At 69.2% G+C, this 18867-nt stretch carries 18 protein-coding genes; 13 read left to right on the top strand and 5 right to left on the bottom strand.

Annotated elements, in window-relative coordinates:
- Positions 1 to 9 precede the first annotated feature (9 nt).
- Positions 10 to 435 (bottom strand): DUF1761 domain-containing protein, encoded by a 426-nt coding sequence (locus tag KOE53_RS09080; RefSeq protein ID WP_188046286.1) that lies wholly within the window; start codon positions 433 to 435, stop codon positions 10 to 12.
- A gap of 122 nt (positions 436 to 557) precedes the next feature.
- On the opposite strand from KOE53_RS09080, the gene KOE53_RS09075 reads away from it, so the two are divergent.
- Together KOE53_RS09075 and KOE53_RS09070 are read left to right on the top strand one after the other, a co-directional pair.
- A complete protein-coding gene (locus KOE53_RS09075; RefSeq protein WP_188058210.1) occupies positions 558 to 1142 on the top strand; it encodes a 3'-5' exonuclease in 585 nt (194 codons plus the stop codon).
- Between the two features lie 89 nt (positions 1143 to 1231).
- Positions 1232 to 2599 carry a DNA recombination protein RmuC gene (locus KOE53_RS09070; RefSeq protein WP_188058209.1) on the top strand — a complete coding sequence of 456 codons (1368 nt, stop codon included), beginning with the start codon at positions 1232 to 1234 and terminating at the stop codon, positions 2597 to 2599.
- Positions 2600 to 2683: 84 nt separating this feature from the next.
- Here the strand turns inward: KOE53_RS09070 and glpX are convergent, their stop codons facing one another.
- Entirely contained in the window at positions 2684 to 3667 is a 984-nt protein-coding gene (gene glpX, locus KOE53_RS09065) for a class II fructose-bisphosphatase (protein ID WP_241095423.1), read from the bottom strand.
- A 174-nt stretch (positions 3668 to 3841) separates the two neighbouring features.
- Here glpX and fbaA point away from each other — a divergent pair, with 174 nt between their 5' ends.
- The 5 genes from fbaA to KOE53_RS09040 all read left to right on the top strand — a co-directional run bounded on the left by fbaA (position 3842) and on the right by KOE53_RS09040 (position 9919).
- Positions 3842 to 4870 (top strand): class II fructose-bisphosphate aldolase, encoded by a 1029-nt coding sequence (fbaA, locus tag KOE53_RS09060; protein WP_188058208.1) that lies wholly within the window; start codon positions 3842 to 3844, stop codon positions 4868 to 4870.
- A 1-nt stretch (position 4871) separates the two neighbouring features.
- Positions 4872 to 5723, top strand: a complete 852-nt coding sequence (locus tag KOE53_RS09055) for a DUF6264 family protein (RefSeq protein ID WP_188058207.1) — start codon at positions 4872 to 4874, stop codon at positions 5721 to 5723.
- A gap of 87 nt (positions 5724 to 5810) precedes the next feature.
- Positions 5811 to 7214: an MFS transporter gene (locus KOE53_RS09050; RefSeq protein WP_188058206.1), complete on the top strand. Its 1404-nt coding sequence runs from the start codon at positions 5811 to 5813 to the stop codon at positions 7212 to 7214.
- Positions 7211 to 8725 carry a pyridoxal phosphate-dependent decarboxylase family protein gene (locus KOE53_RS09045; RefSeq protein WP_188058205.1) on the top strand — a complete coding sequence of 505 codons (1515 nt, stop codon included), beginning with the start codon at positions 7211 to 7213 and terminating at the stop codon, positions 8723 to 8725. The genes KOE53_RS09050 and KOE53_RS09045 overlap by 4 nt, the downstream gene beginning before the upstream one ends.
- A 66-nt stretch (positions 8726 to 8791) precedes the next feature.
- Positions 8792 to 9919 carry a PQQ-dependent sugar dehydrogenase gene (locus KOE53_RS09040; RefSeq protein WP_215401684.1) on the top strand — a complete coding sequence of 376 codons (1128 nt, stop codon included), beginning with the start codon at positions 8792 to 8794 and terminating at the stop codon, positions 9917 to 9919.
- A 33-nt stretch (positions 9920 to 9952) separates the two neighbouring features.
- Here the strand turns inward: KOE53_RS09040 and KOE53_RS09035 are convergent, their stop codons facing one another.
- Positions 9953 to 10984 carry a 4-hydroxy-3-methylbut-2-enyl diphosphate reductase gene (locus KOE53_RS09035; protein ID WP_188046327.1) on the bottom strand — a complete coding sequence of 344 codons (1032 nt, stop codon included), beginning with the start codon at positions 10982 to 10984 and terminating at the stop codon, positions 9953 to 9955.
- 111 nt (positions 10985 to 11095) lie between these two features.
- On the opposite strand from KOE53_RS09035, the gene xseA reads away from it, so the two are divergent.
- From xseA to KOE53_RS09005, 6 genes are all read left to right on the top strand, one after another.
- Complete coding sequence (xseA, locus tag KOE53_RS09030) at positions 11096 to 12343, top strand: exodeoxyribonuclease VII large subunit (protein ID WP_188058203.1); 1248 nt, start codon at positions 11096 to 11098, stop codon at positions 12341 to 12343.
- A gap of 9 nt (positions 12344 to 12352) precedes the next feature.
- On the top strand, positions 12353 to 12586 hold the full coding sequence (locus tag KOE53_RS09025) for an exodeoxyribonuclease VII small subunit (RefSeq protein ID WP_188046277.1): 234 nt from the start codon (positions 12353 to 12355) through the stop codon (positions 12584 to 12586).
- A gap of 2 nt (positions 12587 to 12588) precedes the next feature.
- The gene (locus tag KOE53_RS09020; RefSeq protein WP_188046276.1) at positions 12589 to 13239 is read left to right on the top strand and encodes a DUF4245 family protein; all 651 of its coding nucleotides are present in this window, start codon (positions 12589 to 12591) and stop codon (positions 13237 to 13239) included.
- Between the two features lie 10 nt (positions 13240 to 13249).
- The gene (locus KOE53_RS09015) at positions 13250 to 13924 is read left to right on the top strand and encodes a carbonic anhydrase (RefSeq protein WP_188046275.1); all 675 of its coding nucleotides are present in this window, start codon (positions 13250 to 13252) and stop codon (positions 13922 to 13924) included.
- 57 nt (positions 13925 to 13981) lie between these two features.
- A complete protein-coding gene (locus KOE53_RS09010) occupies positions 13982 to 15388 on the top strand; it encodes a class II fumarate hydratase (protein WP_188046274.1) in 1407 nt (468 codons plus the stop codon).
- A 99-nt stretch (positions 15389 to 15487) separates the two neighbouring features.
- Complete coding sequence (locus KOE53_RS09005) at positions 15488 to 15982, top strand: tetratricopeptide repeat protein (protein ID WP_188058202.1); 495 nt, start codon at positions 15488 to 15490, stop codon at positions 15980 to 15982.
- 108 nt (positions 15983 to 16090) lie between these two features.
- Here the strand turns inward: KOE53_RS09005 and KOE53_RS09000 are convergent, their stop codons facing one another.
- Positions 16091 to 17257, bottom strand: a complete 1167-nt coding sequence (locus tag KOE53_RS09000; protein ID WP_188058201.1) for an acyl-CoA dehydrogenase family protein — start codon at positions 17255 to 17257, stop codon at positions 16091 to 16093.
- Between the two features lie 132 nt (positions 17258 to 17389).
- Entirely contained in the window at positions 17390 to 18679 is a 1290-nt protein-coding gene (gene phoH2, locus KOE53_RS08995; protein WP_241095627.1) for an RNA 5'-3' helicase PhoH2, read from the bottom strand.
- Between the last annotated feature and the right edge of the window lie 188 nt (positions 18680 to 18867).

Genomic DNA, 18867 nt, shown 5'->3' with positions numbered 1-18867 from the left:
GAAGCCAGTCTAGGCGAGCGCGGGCGGCCACACGCCCAGGATGAGGCTCATCACGAGAATCGTGACGAGTTCGTGGGCGCAATTCAGCACCGTCAGGCCGACTGGTCGGCCCTCAAATGCGTCATGCGTAATGAAGCGGGCGGCCGTGAGACCGGCCCACAGGATCAAACCAGTCAGGAGCGCGTTCACCAGGAAGCTGCCGCCATAGAAGTTGAACGAGAGGTAGATCGCACCAGCCAGCACCCAGGCGGAAATGAAGCTCACCACCAGGGTGACCAGGATCGGGCCGACCGCGCTCTTGCCCTCCCCCGGGGTGACCTTCGCGACGCGCATCCAGTAGGTGCCAAACACCTTCGGGGTGTACCAGATCGACCCAACGAGCATCGTGGAAAGCGTCGCGGCGATGACGGCGAAGAAGTTGATTGCGGGAATCATGGTGGCTCCTTGTGTTCGCTGAGCGGGATCGCTGTGAAGGCACACATTACTCCCGGCCGACGACATCGCGATACGCCCTGAGCTCACCGGTCGATGTCAGCGGTCTGTGCCAGGATCAATGAGTGCCAGTTGACTTCACCGCGATCGATTTTGAGACCGCGAACAGCCATAGCGCCTCCGCCTGCGCGGTAGGCCTGGTTCGCGTGCGCGACGGCGTCGTGGTCGAGCGGGCCGACTGGCTGATCCGCCCGCCCGCAGCGCACGGCGAGTTCCTGTATTGGAACATCAAGATCCACGGCATCACCCCCGATCAGGTCGCCCACGCGCAGTCCTGGGAACAGCAGTTGCCCGCCCTTCGCGACTTTGTGGGCTCGGACATCGTGGTCGCGCACAACGCCGGGTTCGACATGGGCGTGATCCGGGGCGCGTGCGCCGCGACCGTGCAGCCGACGCCGCGCATGCGGTACTTCTGCAGCGTGCAGGTCGCGCGGAAGACGTACGAGCTCGAGTCATACAAGCTCCCGCTTGCCGCGGCGGCCGCGGGCTTTCGAGACTTCCCGCACCACGACGCCCTCGCGGATGCCGAGGCGTGCGCCGCGATCATCGTCGATTCGGCGAGGCGCTTCGACGCTGACGGGATCGCCGCGCTGGCAAAGGCCACCGGCGTCAAGATCAACCAGTTGAAGGCGCAGCCACTCAAGCTGTAGGCCGGCCGTGATCGGGCCGGTGGGCCCGGCGATGTCGGAGGTTTCCAGTAGCGTCGATTTCAGGAGCTCTACTGGAAATGGGTGCATGCATGGACGCGATGATCATCGTCTTACTCGTGGCGAATTTGCTGCTGTTGATTGCCGTGTTGGTCGCGGTGATTCTGCGCACCGGGCGGTCGGGCGCGGGGGCGACGGGGCAGGATCCCTCAGCGCAGCTGCGAGGTGATCTGCGGCAGGTGGGCGACACCGTGCGGCAGGATCTCGCGCTGCAGCGCACCGAGCTCGGTCAGGCGCTCGCGCGCGAGCATCATGGGCAGACGACGGCCCAGGCGCAACTGCGCGACCTGCTCGACCGTTCGCTCACCGGCGTCAACGAGAAGCTGCACCAGTCCTCCCAGACATCGCTGCTCGCGCAGAACGAGCTGAAGACGACCGTCGAGACGCGTTTTGAAGAGTTGCGCCTCGGGAACGAGACCAAGCTCGAACAGTTGCGCCTCACCGTCGACGAGAAGCTCGAGGGCATGCGCGTGGGAAACGAGGTGAAGCTCGAGAAGATGCGCGAAACCGTCGACGAGAAGTTGCAGGGGACGCTTGAGAAGCGCTTGGGTGAGTCGTTCAAGCTCGTCAGCGACCGGCTCGAACAAGTCCAGAAGGGTCTCGGCGAGATGCAGACGCTCGCGTCCGACGTCGGCGGGCTGAAGCGCGTGCTCACGAACGTAAAGAGCCGCGGTAGCTGGGGCGAGGTGCAGCTCGCCCGCCAACTCGAGGACGTGCTCACACCCGATCAGTACGAGCAGAACGTGTTCATCACGCCGGGCTCGCGCGACAGCGTCGAGTTCGCGGTGAAGCTGCCCGGGCGAACCGAGGGCGAGCGGCCCGTGTACCTGCCGATTGACTCGAAGTTCCCGCAGGAGGACTACGAGCGGCTGCTCGAGGCGCAGGAATCCGGTGACAAGGACGCGGCCGAAGCGGCGAGCAAGGTGGTCGAGCGCGTCATCCTCACCCAGGCGAAACTCATCGCCGAGAAATACATCGACCCGCCGCACAGCACCGACTTCGCGATCATGTACCTGCCGACCGAAGGCCTCTTCGCCGAAGTAATTCGCCGGCCGGGCCTCACGAGCAAACTGCAGAACGAGATCCGCGTGATCGTCACGGGGCCGACGACGCTCATGTCGCTGCTGAACAGCCTGCAGATGGGGTTCCGCACCCTCGCGATCGAACAGCGCAGCTCGGAGGTCTGGCAGGTGCTCAGCGCCGCGAAGCAGGAGTTCCAGAAGTACGGCCAGGTCTGGGACAAGCTGGAAAAGCAACTGCAGACCGTGCAGAACACGGTGCAGCAGGGCAAGACGCGCACTCGCGCGGTCGAGCGCCGGCTGCGTTCGGTCGAGACCCTTGAGCTCGGCGGCGAACAGCTCGAGCTCGAAGATATCTTTGACGAGCTCGAAGCGGAGTAGTTCGGGCGGAAAGTCATACCCGCCAAAACGCAAACAGGGCCGCGCCAGGGTTTCCCCCGGCGCGGCCCTGTTTGCGGTGAGCGGTTACGCCCAGCGATCCGCCAGCGAGTCGCTGATGACGTGGCGGATGGTGCCCGAGTGCGAGCGCATGACGATGCTCTCGGTGCGGACGAACGGGCCGCGGCGGCGCACGCCGTCGACGAAGTCCGCCGAGGTGATGCCCGAGGCCACGAAGTAGGTGTTGTCGCTCGCGACGAGGTCGTTCGCCTCGAGCACACGGCTGAGGTCGTGACCGGCGTCGATCGCCTTCTGACGCTCGTCGTCGTCGCGCGGCATGAGGCGGCCCTGGATGACGCCGCCGAGCGCCTTCACTGCGCACGCAGTGATGATGCCCTCGGGGGTGCCCCCGATGCCAACGCAGAGGTCAATGCTCGAGTCGAAGCGGGCAGCGTTGACGCCACCAGCGACGTCGCCGTCGAGCAGCAGGCGCGTGCCGGCGCCGGCCTCGCGGATCTCGGCGATCAGCAGCTCGTGGCGGGGGCGATCGAGCACGGCGACGCGGATCTCGGACGTGTCGACGCCCTTGGCCTTCGCGAGCGCGCGGATGTTCTCGCCGATGGGCTTGCGAATGTCGACGATGCCGATGCCGTCGGGCCCGCAGACCAGCTTGTCCATGTAGAAGACGGCCGAGGGGTCGTACATGCTGCCGCGATCGGCGACCGCGATGACCGAAATCGCGCCGGGGCGGCCAGCAGCAGTCAGCGACGTGCCGTCAATCGGATCAACCGCGACGTCGCACTCGGCGCCCTCGCCGTTGCCGACCTTCTCGCCGTTGTACAGCCAGGGGGCGTCGTCCTTCTCGCCCTCGCCAATGACGACGGTGCCGTTCATGCTGACGGTCGAGAGGAACCGACGCATCGCGTCGACGGCCGCGCCGTCGGCAGCGTTCTTGTCGCCGTGACCCACGAACGGAGTCGCACGAATCGCTGCGGCCTCGGTCGCGCGGACGAGCTCCATCGCGAGGTTCCGATCAGGCTGCCAGGTACGAAGCGAGTGGCCGTCGTTCATATGGGGGTGTCTCCTTTGCTCCGCGCCGCATTTCGCGCGGAATGTAACCGGTGCGCAGGCTGGTCCCGCGAGTCCGGATCTGGGCCAATTCCTCGCCCAGCGTTTCCCACCCCAGCCTATCGCGAACTCAGTAGACTGGTGGGCCGACCCGTCTCTGAACACGAAGGAGCTGCGATGCCCGTCGCCACCCCGGAACAGTACGCCGCAATGCTCGACACTGCGAAGGCCGGCGCATTCGCTTTCCCGGCGATCAATGTCTCGAGCTCGCAGACGCTGCACGCAGCGCTGCAGGGCCTGGCTGAGGCGGGCTCGGACGGCATCGTGCAGGTGTCCACCGGCGGCGCAGACTACTTCGCTGGGCACACCGTCAAGAACCGCGCGGGCGGCGCGATCGCGTTCGCCCTCTTCGCGGAAGAGGTCGCCAAGGCGTACCCCGTGACCGTCGCACTGCACACGGATCACTGCCCCAAGGAGAACCTCGACAACTTCCTCCTGCCGTTGGTCGCAGCGAGCGAGGAGCGCGTGCGAAACGGCGGCCTGCCGTACTTCCAGTCGCACATGTGGGACGGCTCGGCCGTGCCGCTCGACGAGAACCTCCGCATCGCGAAGGAGCTCCTCCCCCGCCTGCACGCCATCAACACGATCCTCGAGGTCGAGATCGGTGTCGTCGGCGGCGAAGAGGACGGCGTCGAGCAGGAGATCAACGACCAGCTCTATACGACCCTCGAGGACGCGATCGCGACCGTCGAGGCGCTCGGCCTCGGCGAGCAGGGCCGCTACCTCACCGCGCTGACCTTCGGCAACGTGCATGGCGTCTATAAGCCGGGCAACGTGCAGCTGCGCCCCGCGCTGCTCAAGGAGATTCAGGACGGCCTCGCGGCCCGCTACGGCACGGGACCGAAGCCCCTCGATCTGGTCTTCCACGGCGGCTCCGGCTCAAGCCCCGCCGAGATCGCCGAGGCGGTCGCGAATGGTGTCATCAAGATGAACATCGACACCGATACCCAGTACGCGTTCACGCGTTCGGTCGTCGACTCGATCCTGACGGGCTACGAGGGCCTGCTCAAGATCGACGGCGAGGTCGGCGACAAGAAGCAGTACGACCCGCGCGCGTGGGGCAAGAAGGCCGAGTCCGCGATGGGCGCCCGCGTCAGCGAGGCTGCCGCCCAGCTCGGCTCTGCCGGTAAGTCGGTGAGCGCGTAGCATGACGTCCCCGCAGGATCCTGCCGATCCGCAGCCCACCAACGCGACGCCGGCTGCAGAAACCGAAGTCAACACACCCACACCCACACCCACGGAACGCCCGCGCCCCGCGTTCGGCGAGTACGCCCCCGAGGGGTGGACCTGGGAGCCGCCGAGCGAGGCAAAGACGGTGACTCCTGGGCAGGATCCTGCGAACGCCGGCGCTGCGGCCGCGCCCGCAGAGGTTCCCGGGCCGCAGTACGGGGCGATCGTCCCCGGCGCCGCCCCGCAAGCGAACGGGGCTGCGAAGCCCGCGGCGTCGCCGTCGCTCACCGGAGTGCCGCATAACCTGGGCGTCGGGCAACAGCGGTCGGGCTCGCCGCAGCACTTCGAGGCGCCCGCCGCAGGCGTCCCCGCAATGCAGGCACCCGTCCCGGCACCGGGAGGCCCCGCGGCCGCCCCGGCGAAGAGCCGCGTCGGCGATCGCGTCGTCACGATCCTCTTGCTCGCGGCTGGCGCGTTTGGCGCGCTCAACCTTGCCAGCTCCTTCATGATGCTGCCGCAGCAGCTCGCGACCATTGCGGAACTGATCGAGCTGCCCGACTGGGTCGCTCCGGCATCGATTACGACCATCGGCACGGTCGGCACCCTGGTGACGCTCGGGCTGTACGCGATCACTCTGATCCTTTCGGTGCAGCGGATGCGCCGGCGCAAGCTCGCGTTCTTTATTCCCCTCATCGGCGGCGTCGTGGCGTTCATCGCGATGTTCATCATTCTCACCGTCGCGATGAGTCAGATCCCAGAGTTTTCCACCGAGATGACGCCCGAGCGCATGCAGCTCCTGCTCGATTCGCTTCAGGGACGCGGCATGTAGCCTCCACGCTTCACACGAGTCGCCAGAACGCCCTTCCCGACCGGGGAGGGCGTTCTGCGTGTCGGCGCAGGGCGATAGCATGCAGCCATGGTCTCAGCGTCGACACCTCCCTCCCCCGCCACCCCGCCTCGCACGACGGGCGGCCCCGCGCCGCTCGCGCGCGGCACGATCGCCCGCTACGCCGCGGGCTCGCTCGGCACGGGCGGCTTTGCGACGCTCCCCGGCCTCGTCCTCGTCTACTACTTGACCGACACGCTCGGGGTGACCGCGGCCCTCGCCGGCCTCATCGTGACGCTCGCCAAGGTGTGGGACGTCCTCATCGACCCCGTCATCGGCGGCCTGAGCGACCGCGCCCTCGCGCGGACCGGTACCCGGCGCCGCTCCATGCTCATCGGGGCGGTGACCCTGCCCGTCGCGTTCGCGCTCACCTTCGCGGTCGTCCCCGGTTTAGCCCCCGGGCTGTCGGCCCTCTGGGTGTTCGTCGCGTTCCTGGCCGCAGCGACCGCCTTCAGTCTGTTCCAGGTGCCCTACATCGCGCTGCCCGCTGAGATCGCCCACGGCTACGACGACCGCACCCGACTGCTGACCTGGCGCGTGGTCGTGCTCACGCTCGCGATCCTGCTCTTCGGCGCGGGCGGCCCCGAGCTGCGCGGGCTCTTCCCCGACAATCCGAACCTGGGCTACCTCGTCATGGCGGTGATCGCCGGGCTCGTGCTTGCCGTTGGCTTGCTCATCGGCAGCAGCACCGCACCGCGCGGACTGCACGCGGCGACGCTCCCCACACGCACCACGCTCGCCGTGTTCTACCGCGACGGCGTCACCACGCTGCGTGCAAGCCAGCCCTTCCGTGCGCTGCTTTTGACCTTCATGCTGCAGGGTCTCGCCACCGGCATCATGTTGGCCGGCGCGCAGTACGTCGCCACCTGGGTGCTGCGCGACGAGGGAGGCGTCACGCCGCTGTTCCTCGCCTTGATCGCGCCGGCCCTGCTCGTCGCCCCGCTCTGGGCGAAGCTGTCGGGCGCGATCGGTAAGGAGCGCGCGTTCGTGATCGCCAGCGCAATGTTCGCCGTCGCGGCCCTCGCCCTGACGGCGATGCTGTGGCTGCCCGGCTGGTGGATCCTGGCCCCGGTCGCCCTTGCCGGCGCCGCGTACGCCGGCATGCAGTCGCTACCGATGGCGATGCTGCCCGACGTGATTCGGCACGACGCGAGTCGACGCGGCGACGGTCGAGCTGGCGCGTTCGGCGGCGTGTGGACGGCGGGCGAGACTACCGGTATGGCGTTTGGTGCGACCGTACTCACCATCGTGCTCACGCTGACGGGGTACCTCGAGAGCACCGCCGGCGTCTCGATCGAACAGCCCGCCTCGGCCGTCGCGGGCATCGGCATCGCGTTCAGCATCGTGCCCGCCATTCTGATGGGCATCAGCATCCTCGTCTTCGGCCGCTACCGCTTGCGCAAGGCCGACCTTGAGCCGGAGGCGGCAGCATGAGTCACGATCACACCCCTCACGAAGCCCTCGGCAGCGGGCCGAGTGCCCCGGAGGTGCTGCGGCGGCTCGCCAGGCTTCGCGAACACGATGCACCGACGCACGGCGGCACCCTGCTCTCGTATGTGTACGACTCCGGGCTCGCTGAGCTCGACGAGCTGGCGGGCGACGCGGCCGGCCTCGTCCGCACCGTCAACGGCCTCGACCCGACCGCGTTCCCGTCAGTGCCCGCGATGGAACGCGACCTCATCGCCTTCGCGAAGCGCATGCTGCACGGCGGCCGCGGGGTCGTCGGGTCCATCACCTCGGGCGGCACCGAGAGCTGCCTGCTCGCGGTGAAGACCGCGCGCGACCTGTGGCGGGCCGAGGACCCGGGGTCCCGCGCGAACCTGCGCCCTCGCCTCGTCGCCCCGCTCACCGCGCACGCCGCGTTCCAGAAGGCCGCGCACTACTTCGAGCTCGACCTCGACCTGGTCCCGGTCGCGCGCGACGGGTCGGTGTCGGCCGCCGACATCATCCACCGGCTCGACGAGGACGTCGCGCTCGTCGTGGTCTCGGCGCCGTCCTACCCGACGGCGGCCCTCGACCCGATCGTGGAGGTCGCGCGCGAAGCCGGTGCGCGCGGCATCTCCTGCCACGTCGACGCCTGCATCGGGGGCTTCGCCCTGCCGTGGTGGCCGGGCCTCCCGAAGTGGGACCTCCGCACTCCCGGCGTCACGAGTATCTCGGCCGACCTGCACAAGTTTGGCTACGCCCCCAAGGGCGCCTCCGTGCTGTTGCAGCGTGGCCGCGCCCGCCAGCGCAAGCAGTTCTTCGCGACCGCCCGCTGGCCCGGCTACCCGGTGGTCAACGCGACGATGCTCGGCTCGCGCTCGGCGACCGGCCTCGCCGCCGCCTGGGCGATCGTGACCCGGCTCGGCTCGAGCGGCTACGCCGAGCTCACCGGGCGCTGCGTGCGCGCGACGGCGGCGATCCGGCGCGAGGTCGACGCGATCCCGGGCCTCACCGTGCTGGGCGACCCGACGGGGCCGCTGCTCGCGGTCGTGGCGGACGAGTCCGTGCCCGCAGCCCAGCAGGTCGACCCGCACCGCTTCGCCGACCGCATCAGCGCGCTCGGGTTCCGGGTGCAGCTACAGCCCGGAATCGATCAGCCGAGCGGCACGCGCGTGCCGCACAGCACCCACCTGACCATTACGCCGGTGACCGAGTCGGTGCTCCCTGCCCTCCTCCCCGCCATGCGGCAGGCAGCGGACGACGTGCGCGGGGTGCCGCGGGCAAACCCGCGCGTCGCGCTCGCGGGGCTCCGCGCCCTCGGACTCATGCGTGAGGGCGCACGGCTCTCGCCCGGCGCCGCCTGGGCGATGCTGCGCGTCGTCGGCGTCGGCGGGGGCGGCGACGCCCTTCCCCAAGAGATGTCGACGCTCATGGCGCTCATCGAGGCGCTGCCAGCACCCGTGGCCGAGACGCTGCTGATCGAGGTGATCGCCCGGCTGTCCGAGCCAAGCAGCACCTAGAAAGCTCTCTGCATTCGCCAGGGTATGCGCCGTACATTGGGGGGATTCACCGATTGGATGAACTCCATGAGTCGACACCGGGTCCCCCTCCTCGTGGCCACCGCGCTGGGCGTGGGCGTACTGCTCGCAGCCTGCACCCAGCCCGCAGAGGCGCCCGCCCCGACGGCGTCCGCCGAACCTGCGCCCGCCCCGGCACCCACAACCACGCCGCCAGCGGAAAGCGCTGCGCCGGTCGCGCCGGTCGGCACCCCGCAGGCGGTCACCTCGGGCCTAGACGCGCCCTGGTCGGTGGTGTTCCTCAACGAGACCGCGCTCATGAGCGAGCGCGATAGCGGGCGCATCCTCGAGCTTTTGGCCGACGGCAGGGCCCGCGAACTCGGCATCGCGCCGGGCGTGCAGCACGGCGGGGAGGGCGGCTTGCTCGGCCTCGCGATCGACGAGCAGGGCCGCCTGTACGTGTACTCGACCGGGGCCGACGGGAACCGCATTCAACGCTTCGCCGTCACCGGGGCACCCGGGGCGTACGCCCTCGGCGAGGCCTCGACCCTCATCAGCCAGCTGCCCTCGGCGCGCACCCACAACGGCGGCCGCCTGGCCTTCGGACCGGACGGCATGCTCTACGCCACGGTCGGCGACGCGAGCCAGTCGAACCTCGCGCAGGACCTCGAGTCGCTCGCGGGCAAGATCCTGCGGATGACGCCCGACGGCGCGGCGCCGGCAGACAATCCGTTCCCGGGCAGCCTCGTCTACAGCTTCGGGCACCGCAACCCGCAGGGTCTCGCTTGGGCCGCCGACGGCACGATGTTCGCGACCGAGTTTGGGCAGAACACGTGGGACGAGCTGAACGTCATCGCCCCGGGCAGCAACTATGGCTGGCCGACGGTCGAGGGCGCCGCTGGGCAGAGCGGCTTCACCGACCCCGTGCAGCAGTGGGCACCGAGCGCGGCGAGCCCGAGCGGCATGACGCGCATCGGCGGAACGCTCTTCATCGCGAACCTCCGCGGCGCAGTGCTCCGCTCGGTTCCCGTCGCAGACCCCGGCACGTCGACTGACTATTACGCGGGCGAGTACGGCAGGATCCGGGCCGTGACCGAAGCGCCCGACGGAGCACTCTGGTTCGTCACGAACAACACCGACGGGCAGCGCACTCCCGGCCCCGAGGACGACCTGATCATGAGCGTCGGGCTCGAATAGCTTTCCAGCAGGATCCTGCTGGCCCACGAAACGCTAGCGGCGACGCCCGCCGAGCGCACGCTCGTCGCGCACACCCTGGCTGTCCTGGCGAAGCTCCTTCGGCAGCGAGAACACGAGGTCCTCCTCCGCCGTGACGACGGCGCGCACCATGCCATAGCCGGCGTCGGCGAGGTCGTCGAGCAGATCCTGCACGAGCACCTCGGGCACCGAGGCGCCGCTCGAGACGCCGACGGTGCGGACGCCCGCGAGCCACTCCTGCTTGACCTCGTGCGCGTAGTCGACCAGGTGGGCGGCCTTCGCGCCGTACTCGAGCGCGACCTCCGCGAGGCGCACCGAGTTGGACGAGTTCTGCGAGCCGACGACGAGCACGAGATCGGCCTGCGGGGCGATCTTCTTGATCGCGACCTGACGGTTCTGGGTGGCGTAGCAAATGTCGTCGCTGGGCGGATCCTGCAGCTTCGGGAACTTCTCGCGCAGACGGCGCACCGTCTCCATGGTCTCGTCGACGCTCAGGGTCGTCTGCGAGAGCCAGACCAGCTTCTCCGGGTCCTTGACCTCAAGCCCAGCGACATCGTCGGGCGAGTTCACGATCGTGATGTGGTCCGGGGCCTCGCCCGCGGTGCCCTCGACCTCTTCGTGGCCTGTGTGACCGATCAGCAAGATCTCCATGTCCTGCTTCGCGAAGCGCACGGCCTCGCGGTGCACCTTCGTGACGAGCGGGCAGGTCGCATCGATCGCCTGCAGGCCGCGATCCTCGGCCTCCTGCACGACTGCGGGCGACACCCCGTGGGCCGAGAACACGACGTGGGCGCCGGTGGGCACCTCGTCAACCTCTTCTACGAAAATCGCGCCCATCGTTTCGAGGGTGCGCACGACGTGCACGTTGTGCACAATCTGCTTGCGCACATACACCGGGGCGCCATAGCGCTCGAGCGCCTTCTCGACCGCGACGACGGCGCGGTCCACGCCAGCGCAATACCCTCGTGGAGCGGCGAGGAGCACGAGCTTTTCGCCCTCGACCGGTTCGTCGCGCAGCCGCCCGGCCTGACGGCGCATGCGGGGCATTGAGAGACTCACGACGGGGGCGCCAATCGTGCGCTGATCCACAGAAGAATTGGCCATGCGCCCAGTCTACGGGCCACTCCTGACTGTCCCCTGGCTCGATAGGATCGCTGCATGAGTCCCCTCTCCGTCACCGCACCCTCCACCCGCGAGGAGCCGTGGCCGGTCGCGCTCATGAGCCAGAAGCTGCGCGACTGGATCGACCGCCTCGGCATGGTCTGGATCGAGGGCGAACTCACCCAGTGGCAGGTCCGCGGCGGCAACGTCTACGGCAAGCTCAAAGACCTGAACGAGGACGCGACGGTCAGCCTCTCGGTCTGGAACTCCGTGCTGTCGAAGCTCTCGGGCGACTTCGCACAGGGCGACCGCGTCGTCGCGCTCGTGAAGGCGAACTTCTGGGTGAAGGGCGGCAGCCTCACAGTGCAAGTGCATGACCTGCGCCACGTCGGCGTGGGTGACCTGCTCGAGCGGCTCGAGCGGCTGCGCCAGCAACTGCGCAGTGAGGGCTTGTTCGACGCCGCCCGCAAGCGCCCCCTCCCCTTCCTGCCGCACCGGATCGGCCTGATCACCGGCAAGAACTCAGATGCCGAACAGGACGTGCTGCGCAACGCGAAGCTCCGCTGGCCGGGCGTGGAGTTCCGCCTGCACTACGCCGCGGTGCAGGGAGACAAGGCGCCCGCCGAGGTCGTCGCCGGCATCGAGGCGCTTGACCGGGACCCCGAGGTCGACGTCATCATCATCGCCCGCGGAGGCGGCGACTTCCAGCACCTCCTGGCCTTCAGCGACGAACGCGTCGTGCGCGCCGCCGCCGCCGCGCAGACCCCCATTATCAGCGCGATCGGGCACGAAGCCGATCGGCCGCTCCTCGACGAGGTCGCCGACCTGCGCGCCTCGACCCCGACGGACGCCGCGAAGCGCGTGGTACCCGATGTCGGCGAGGAACTTGCCCGCATCGATCAGGCGCGCAGCCGCATGAGCACGCGGCTCGGCCAGCTCGTCTCGCACGAGATCGACCGGATCTCGCAGCTGCGCGGGCGCCCGGTGCTCGCGCGGCCCGAGCGATTCATCGACGAGCGCGCCGAGGAACTGACGCGCTGGATCGCTCGCGGCACCGAGCTCGCGGAGCGCACGGTCCGCGACTCGGGCACCGTCCTCGCCGAGCTGCGCGCCCGGCTGGGCGCGCTGTCGCCGCAGGCGACGCTGGAGCGCGGATACTCGATCGCCCAGCTGCCGAGCGGCGCCGTGCTGCGGGATCCGGCCGATGCACCGGCCGGGACCGAGCTGCGCCTTGCTGTGGCGGGCGGGCGCCTGGGTGCGACGTCCGACGGACGCATAGATCTCCCTGTCGGGACCGACGGCTAGACTTGCCCTATGGCCTCCCCCGCAGATCCCGTGACGCTGAGTTATGAAGACGCGCGCGACGAACTCGTGCAGGTCGTCGCCCGCCTCGAGCAGGGCGGCGCGACCCTCGAAGAGTCGCTCGCGCTCTGGGAACGCGGCGAGGTGCTGGCCGCGCGCTGCGAAGAGTGGCTGCTCGGCGCACGCCGCCGCCTCGAAGAAGCCCGCAAGAGCGTGGCCAACACTCCGGAGAGGGACGCAGAGTAGGCATGAGCCGCAAGACGAAGGCCGTTGTTGCCGAGCTTGGACGCCCCGAAACCGCAGCCGAGACGCACGCACGCAAGACGCGCGATAGCCGCCTCTACCGGGAGCGGAAGACGGTCAACAACCTCGTCCTTTCCCTTCTCGTCTCCCTCGGCCTCGTTGCCGTGATCTTCCTCGCGGTCCCCCGCGGTGTCGGGAACACCGAGCACCGTGACATCGACGTCGCGTCCCTCGCGGCCGCGGCCTCGGCAAGCGCCGGGCACGAGCTCATTGCCCCGAAGGTTCCGGACGGCTGGCGCGCGAAGCAGGCCGAGCTGCGCTACTCCGAAACCGACAAGATCACCTACTGGTACCTGAGCTACACGACCGATAACGAGCAGTTCGCGGCGGTCACGCAGGCGTTCGGAGCGAACGACACCTGGATCGCCGAGCAGCTTGAGAAGCAGACGGCCACGGGCGCTGCAACGATTGGCGGTTTCAACTGGACGGTCTATGACCACCACGAGGGCGCCACCGAGCTCGACAAGACGAACGCGAGCTTTGCCCTGCAGACCGAGGCGGGCGACGCCACGATCCTGGTCTACGGAACCGACACCCCCGACGCGATCAGCCTCCTCGCGGAGCGCGCCGTGGCGGGCCTCACCCCCAGCAAATAGAGGAGCACGTATGTCGAAGCAGCGCGTCACGCCACAGGTCGCTTGGGACACGCTTCGTGCCGGGAACGACCGGTTCATCGCCGGCACCTCGAACCACCCGAACCAGGACGTTGATCGTCGCTCCGAGCTCGTCAACGTGCAGACGCCCGACATCGCCCTCTTCGGCTGCTCAGATTCGCGCCTTGCGGCCGAGATCATCTTCGACTGTGGCCTGGGCGACCTCTTCATCGCGCGCAACATGGGGCACGTGGTGGCCGAGTCCATCACTGCATCGATGGAGTACGCGGTGACTGAGCTGGGCTCGTCGCTCATCGTCGTCCTTGCGCACGACTCGTGCGGCGCGGTGGCCGCGGCGATCGACCAGTCAAGCCGCACGCCGGGCACGGTCACCGATTCGGTGCGCAACACCCTGGCGCCCATCCAGCCGGCCGTGCAGCAGTACTGGCACCGCGATCACCACGAGAGCCCCTACGCCGAGGCCTCCCAGATCGACGCGAACGCGGTGGGACGCATGCACCTTGCTGCCACGGTGAACGAGTTGCTGCGAAACTCACGGGTGATTAGCGACGCTGTGGACCGCGGCGAGCTCGCGATCGTCGGCTGCCAGTATCGCCTCGTTGAGGGCCGCGCGGTGCCGTACACCGCCGTCGGCACGCTCGATATCGACATCCACGACGCGGCCTAGGCAGCTCGTCCCCGAAATTTTTCCTCCCCCGACACTCCGCCGAAACTAAGGATCAACGTGACTGAAGAGATCGAGTACCGCATCGAGCACGACACCATGGGTGAAGTTCGTGTGCCCAAGAACGCACTCTATGCCGCACAGACGCAGCGCGCAGTCGAGAACTTCCCGATCTCGGGCAGCGGCCTCGAGCCGGCTCAGATCGTCGCGCTCGCGCGCATCAAGCGCGCCGCCGCAATCGCGAACAGCGAGCTCGGCGTGCTCGACGCAGACATCGCGAAGGCCATCGTGGCCGCCGCCGACGAGATCATCGGCGGCGCACACCACGGCGAGTTCCCGGTCGACACCTACCAGACCGGTTCGGGCACCTCGTCGAACATGAACATGAACGAGGTCCTCGCGACCCTCGCGACGAAGCACCTCGGCGCCCCCGTGCACCCGAACGACCACGTCAACGCTTCGCAGTCGTCGAACGACGTCTTCCCGACCTCGGTGCACATCGCCGTCACGGGCGCGCTCATCGAGCAGCTGAAGCCCGCGCTCGCGCACCTCGCCGAGGCGTTCGAGGAGAAGGCCGAGCTGTGGGCGACCGCGGTGAAGCCGGGCCGCACGCACCTCATGGACGCGACCCCCGTCACCTTCGGCCAGGTCTTTGGCGGCTACGCCGCGCAGATCCGCTACGGCATCGAGCGCGTCGAGGCGGCTGTCCCCCGCGTCGCCGAGGTGCCCCAGGGCGGCACCGCCGTCGGCACCGGCATCAACACCCCCCTCGGCTTCCCCGAGAAGGTCATCGCCGAGATCGCGGCGTCGAGCGGCCTGCCCATCACCGAGGCGCGCAACCACTTCGAGGCGCAGGCGAACCGCGACGGACTTGTTGAAGCGTCGGGTGCGCTGCGCACGATCGCGGTCTCGCTGACCAAGATCAACAACGACCTCCGCTGGATGAGCTCGGGCCCGAACACCGGCCTGGGCGAGCTGCACATCCCCGATCTGCAGCCCGGCTCGTCGATCATGCCCGGCAAGGTCAACCCCGTCGTCCCCGAGGCCGTCCTCATGGTCTGCGCGCGGGTCATCGGCAACGACGCGACCATCGCGTGGTCGGGCGCATCGGGAGCCTTCGAGCTCAACGTGCAGATCCCCGTCATGGGCACGGCGCTGCTCGAGTCGATCCGCCTGCTCTCGAACGCGTCGATCGTGCTCGCCGATAAGACCGTCAAGGGCCTGGTCGCGAACCTCGAGCGAGCCGAGGCACTGGCTGGCATGAGCCCGTCGACCGTCACCCCGCTGAACCGCCTCATCGGCTACGAGGCGGCCGCGAAGATCGCGAAGCACTCGGTCGCCAAGGGCATCACGGTGCGCGACGCAGTAGTCGACCTCGGCTACGTCGAGCGCGGCGAGGTCACCGAGGCCGACCTCGACAAGGCGCTCGACCTGCTCTCGATGACCCACCCGGGCGTCGCAAAGTAGTTCTACACTCCGACGGCTTGCCGTCAGGGCTGGGGCCGGGATCCTGCGGGATCTCGGCCCTTTGCCATACCCGCGCCGCTCCTTGATAACGTCGGACGCATGAACCAGCAGGATGCATGGCAGCGACGGGTCGACGAGCTCTGGGACAGCGGGCAGGATCCTGCCGAGACGCTCGCCGCGATGCGGGCGCTCGCCGCGGAGCTGCCGTCCGCTGACCCGCGTGGGCCGTTCGAACTCGGCGGCGCCTACGACTCGGCCGGTCACGAGGCGGAAGCGGCGGCCGAATACGAACGGGCGATCGAGCTCGGGCTGGCCGGCCCCGAGCGCGCGCAACTCGACGTTCAGTACGCATCGACGCTCCGAAACCTCGGCCGCTTTGACGAGGCCGTTGCCGTGTTGTCCGCGTCGGAGCCCGATACGTCGGTGGGCGCCGCCCGTGAGGCATTCCTCGCGCTCTGCCTGCATTCGGCGGGCCGAGTCGAAGACGCGTTGGCCGTGGCGCTCGAGGCGCTGGAGCCGACGCTGCCGCGCTACCGCCGCTCGCTCACGGCCTATGCGGCCGAGCTGCGGGCGGGCGGTAGCGCACCCCGCTGATCGAAGCGGTCAATCCCGATCGAGGGATCGCTATCTGCCGGTGCGCATGCCTCAGCACCCACAGCTTGCGAACTCTCGATTGCGGCGGAGCGGAGCCGAGCTGCCGCGCTATCCCGCCAGCCCACGCCGCACCGTCGACGCGAGTGACGCAGCAGACGACGGGTGGAACATCCCGGCGAGCACGTCGCGGTACAGCCGGGCGAGCTCGGAGTCGGCCTGGAACCCGCGGGAGCCGACGAAGCGCATCGCGACGTCCACCGCGCGCCTCGCCTCGTCCGTCACCCGGTTCTTCGCTGCGGCGAGCGCGAGGAACCAGTCGTCGCGGTCGGCCCGCGCATCGACGTCGCGCGCGAGCACCTCGAGCGCGTCGAGGCTCGCTCGGTGCTCGAGCACCGCCTCGGTCAGGCGGGCAGCGGTGTCGGGGTCGTCGAGGCGGATCCCGTCGCCGGCCGGCCGGCGCGCCGCCTCGGTTGCAAGCTCGAGCGCGCGGTCCGCGATCCCCGCGTACACGGCGGCGGTGAGCACGGAGAACGAGGCGAAGATGCCGAGCACGATCGGGTCGGTGGGCTCGAACGGGGCGATGGACCCGGCGACGTCCTCCGCCGCGACCGGCACGCGCTCGAGCGTGGTCGCCCAGCTCTGTGTTGCACGCATGCCGAGCGGGTTCCACTGCCCCGGGTGGGAAATGCCCGGCCCACCACGATCGGCGGCACGCACCCCGGCGCCCCCGCGCCGCGCGAAGCCGAAGATCACGCGGGGCGCGTCGGGGTCGCTGTCGTCACGGGCATGCAGCCCGAGCCGCGTCCACACGGGCGACAGCGTCGTGAAGACCTTGGTGCCGCTCACGAGATAGCCGCCCGCGCCATCGGGCACAGCGCTCGAGCGTGAGTCCATCAGCACGGCGTCGTTGCCCGCCTCGGAAATGCCGAAGGCGAAGATCTCGCCCGCGACCGCGTCGCGCAGCACCCAGTCGAGGCGATCGTCGCCCCGGTCGTGGAGGAACCGCGCCACCTGTACCCAGACGAGGTGCATGTTCACGCCGAGCGCGGTCGCCGGGGCGTGCGCCGCGAGCCGTCGCTGCGACCGCACGAGCTCGGCGAGCGACAGGCCGGCCCCGCCGAGATCTTCCGGCACCGGGGCCGCGAGGTAGCCCGCCATGCCGAGGTGCACCAGGTCCTCGGCAAAGAACCGGTTGTCGGCGTCATAGCCCGCCGCTCGCTCGCGAAAGGTCTCGAGCAGCTTGTTCGTGAACGGGTCCCGGGATGTCGCAGCCATGCCCCGAGCCTACGCCCGGGCGAAGGCTCGCCGGGCAGGATCCTGTCTGGCGGGATGCTGCCCGGCAGGAGCCGGTCGGCAGGATCTGACGAGTTCAGAGCCGCCGGACCGGACCCGCCGCGCGCCGGGCGCCTAGTCCTCGAGCAGCTCCGTCACGAGCGCCGCGATCTCGCTGCGCTCGGAGCGGGTGAGCGTGATGTGCCCGAAGAGGGGGTGGCCCTTCAGCCGCTCAATGACGGCGGCGACCCCGTCGTAGCGCCCCACCCGCAGGTTGTCGCGCTGCGCGACGTCGTGGGTGAGCACGACGCGCGAGTTCCGGCCCAGGCGGCTCAGCACCGTCAGCAGCACGTTCCGCTCGAGCGACTGCGCCTCGTCGACGATCACGAACGCATCGTTCAGCGAGCGCCCGCGAATGTGGGTGAGCGGCAGCACCTCGACGAGGTCGCGCGCGATCACCTCGTTCAGCACGTTCTCCGAAACGATCGAGCCGAGCGTGTCGAACACCGCCTGGCCCCAGGGGTTCATCTTGTCCTCCTGGTCGCCGGGGAGGTAACCGAGTTCCTGGCCACCGACCGCGTAGAGGGGCCGGAACACCATCACCTTGCGGTGCTGCTGCCGCTCGAGCACCGCCTCGAGCCCTGCGGCGAGCGCGAGCGCGGACTTTCCGGTGCCCGCCCGCCCGCCGAGCGACACAATCCCGACTGACGGGTCGAGCAGTAGGTCGATAGCGAGGCGCTGCTCCGCGCTGCGGCCGTGCACCCCGAAGACCTCTTGGTCACCGCGGACGAGCTTGAGGGCGCCCGCCCCGGTGATTCGGCCAAGCGCCGAGCCGCGGTCCGAGACCAGGACGACGCCCGACCCGAGCGGCTCGCCGGCGATCGCCTCGACGTTCTCGAGCTTCTCCTCGTCCCACAGCGTCGACATCTCGGCCTCGTCAATGCGAATCTCGACGATGCCCGAGTAGCTGGCGTTCGAGGCCTGCTCATGCCGGTATTCCTCCGCGCCGAGGCCGATCGCGGCCGCCTTGACGCGCATCGGCAGGTCCTTGGACACCACCGTGACGTCGAATCCCTCGGAGGCGAGGTTCTGGGCGACGGCCAGGATGCGGGTGTCGTTGTCGCCGAGGCGGAGACCGCTCGGCAGCAGGCTCTGGTCGGAGTGGTTGAGCTCGACGCGCAGGGTGCCGCCCTGGTCGCCGACGGGCACCGGGAAGTCGAGGCGCAGATGCTTCTCGCGCAGCTCGTCGAGCAGGCGCAGCGCGCGGCGCGCGAAGAAGCCGAGCTCGGGGTCGTGCCGCTTCTTCTCGAGCTCGCTCACCACAACGATCGGCAACACCACCGAGTGCTCCGCGAAGCGGAACAGCGCCCCCGGGTCGGCCAGCAATACCGAGGTGTCGACCACATAGGTGCGCTCCGCCTGCATTGAGCGTTCGCTCGCGGCTGGGCGGTCGTCCCCCTGAGGGCGTTGTATGGACCGATCCTGTTCGCTCATCGTCGCCACGGTTCCTCCCAATCCGGGCCGCAGCCCGGGTCAGTGAGACGACCGATCCCGGTGGGTCGAGGGTTCATAGAGTCGCCTCGTCGGGCGCCCTGCCCGATGCCACACACGCT

This window comes from Leucobacter sp. CX87, assembly GCF_018682295.1.
Classification (GTDB): domain Bacteria; phylum Actinomycetota; class Actinomycetes; order Actinomycetales; family Microbacteriaceae; genus Cx-87.
This window is presented reverse-complemented; position numbering and strand designations above follow the sequence as displayed.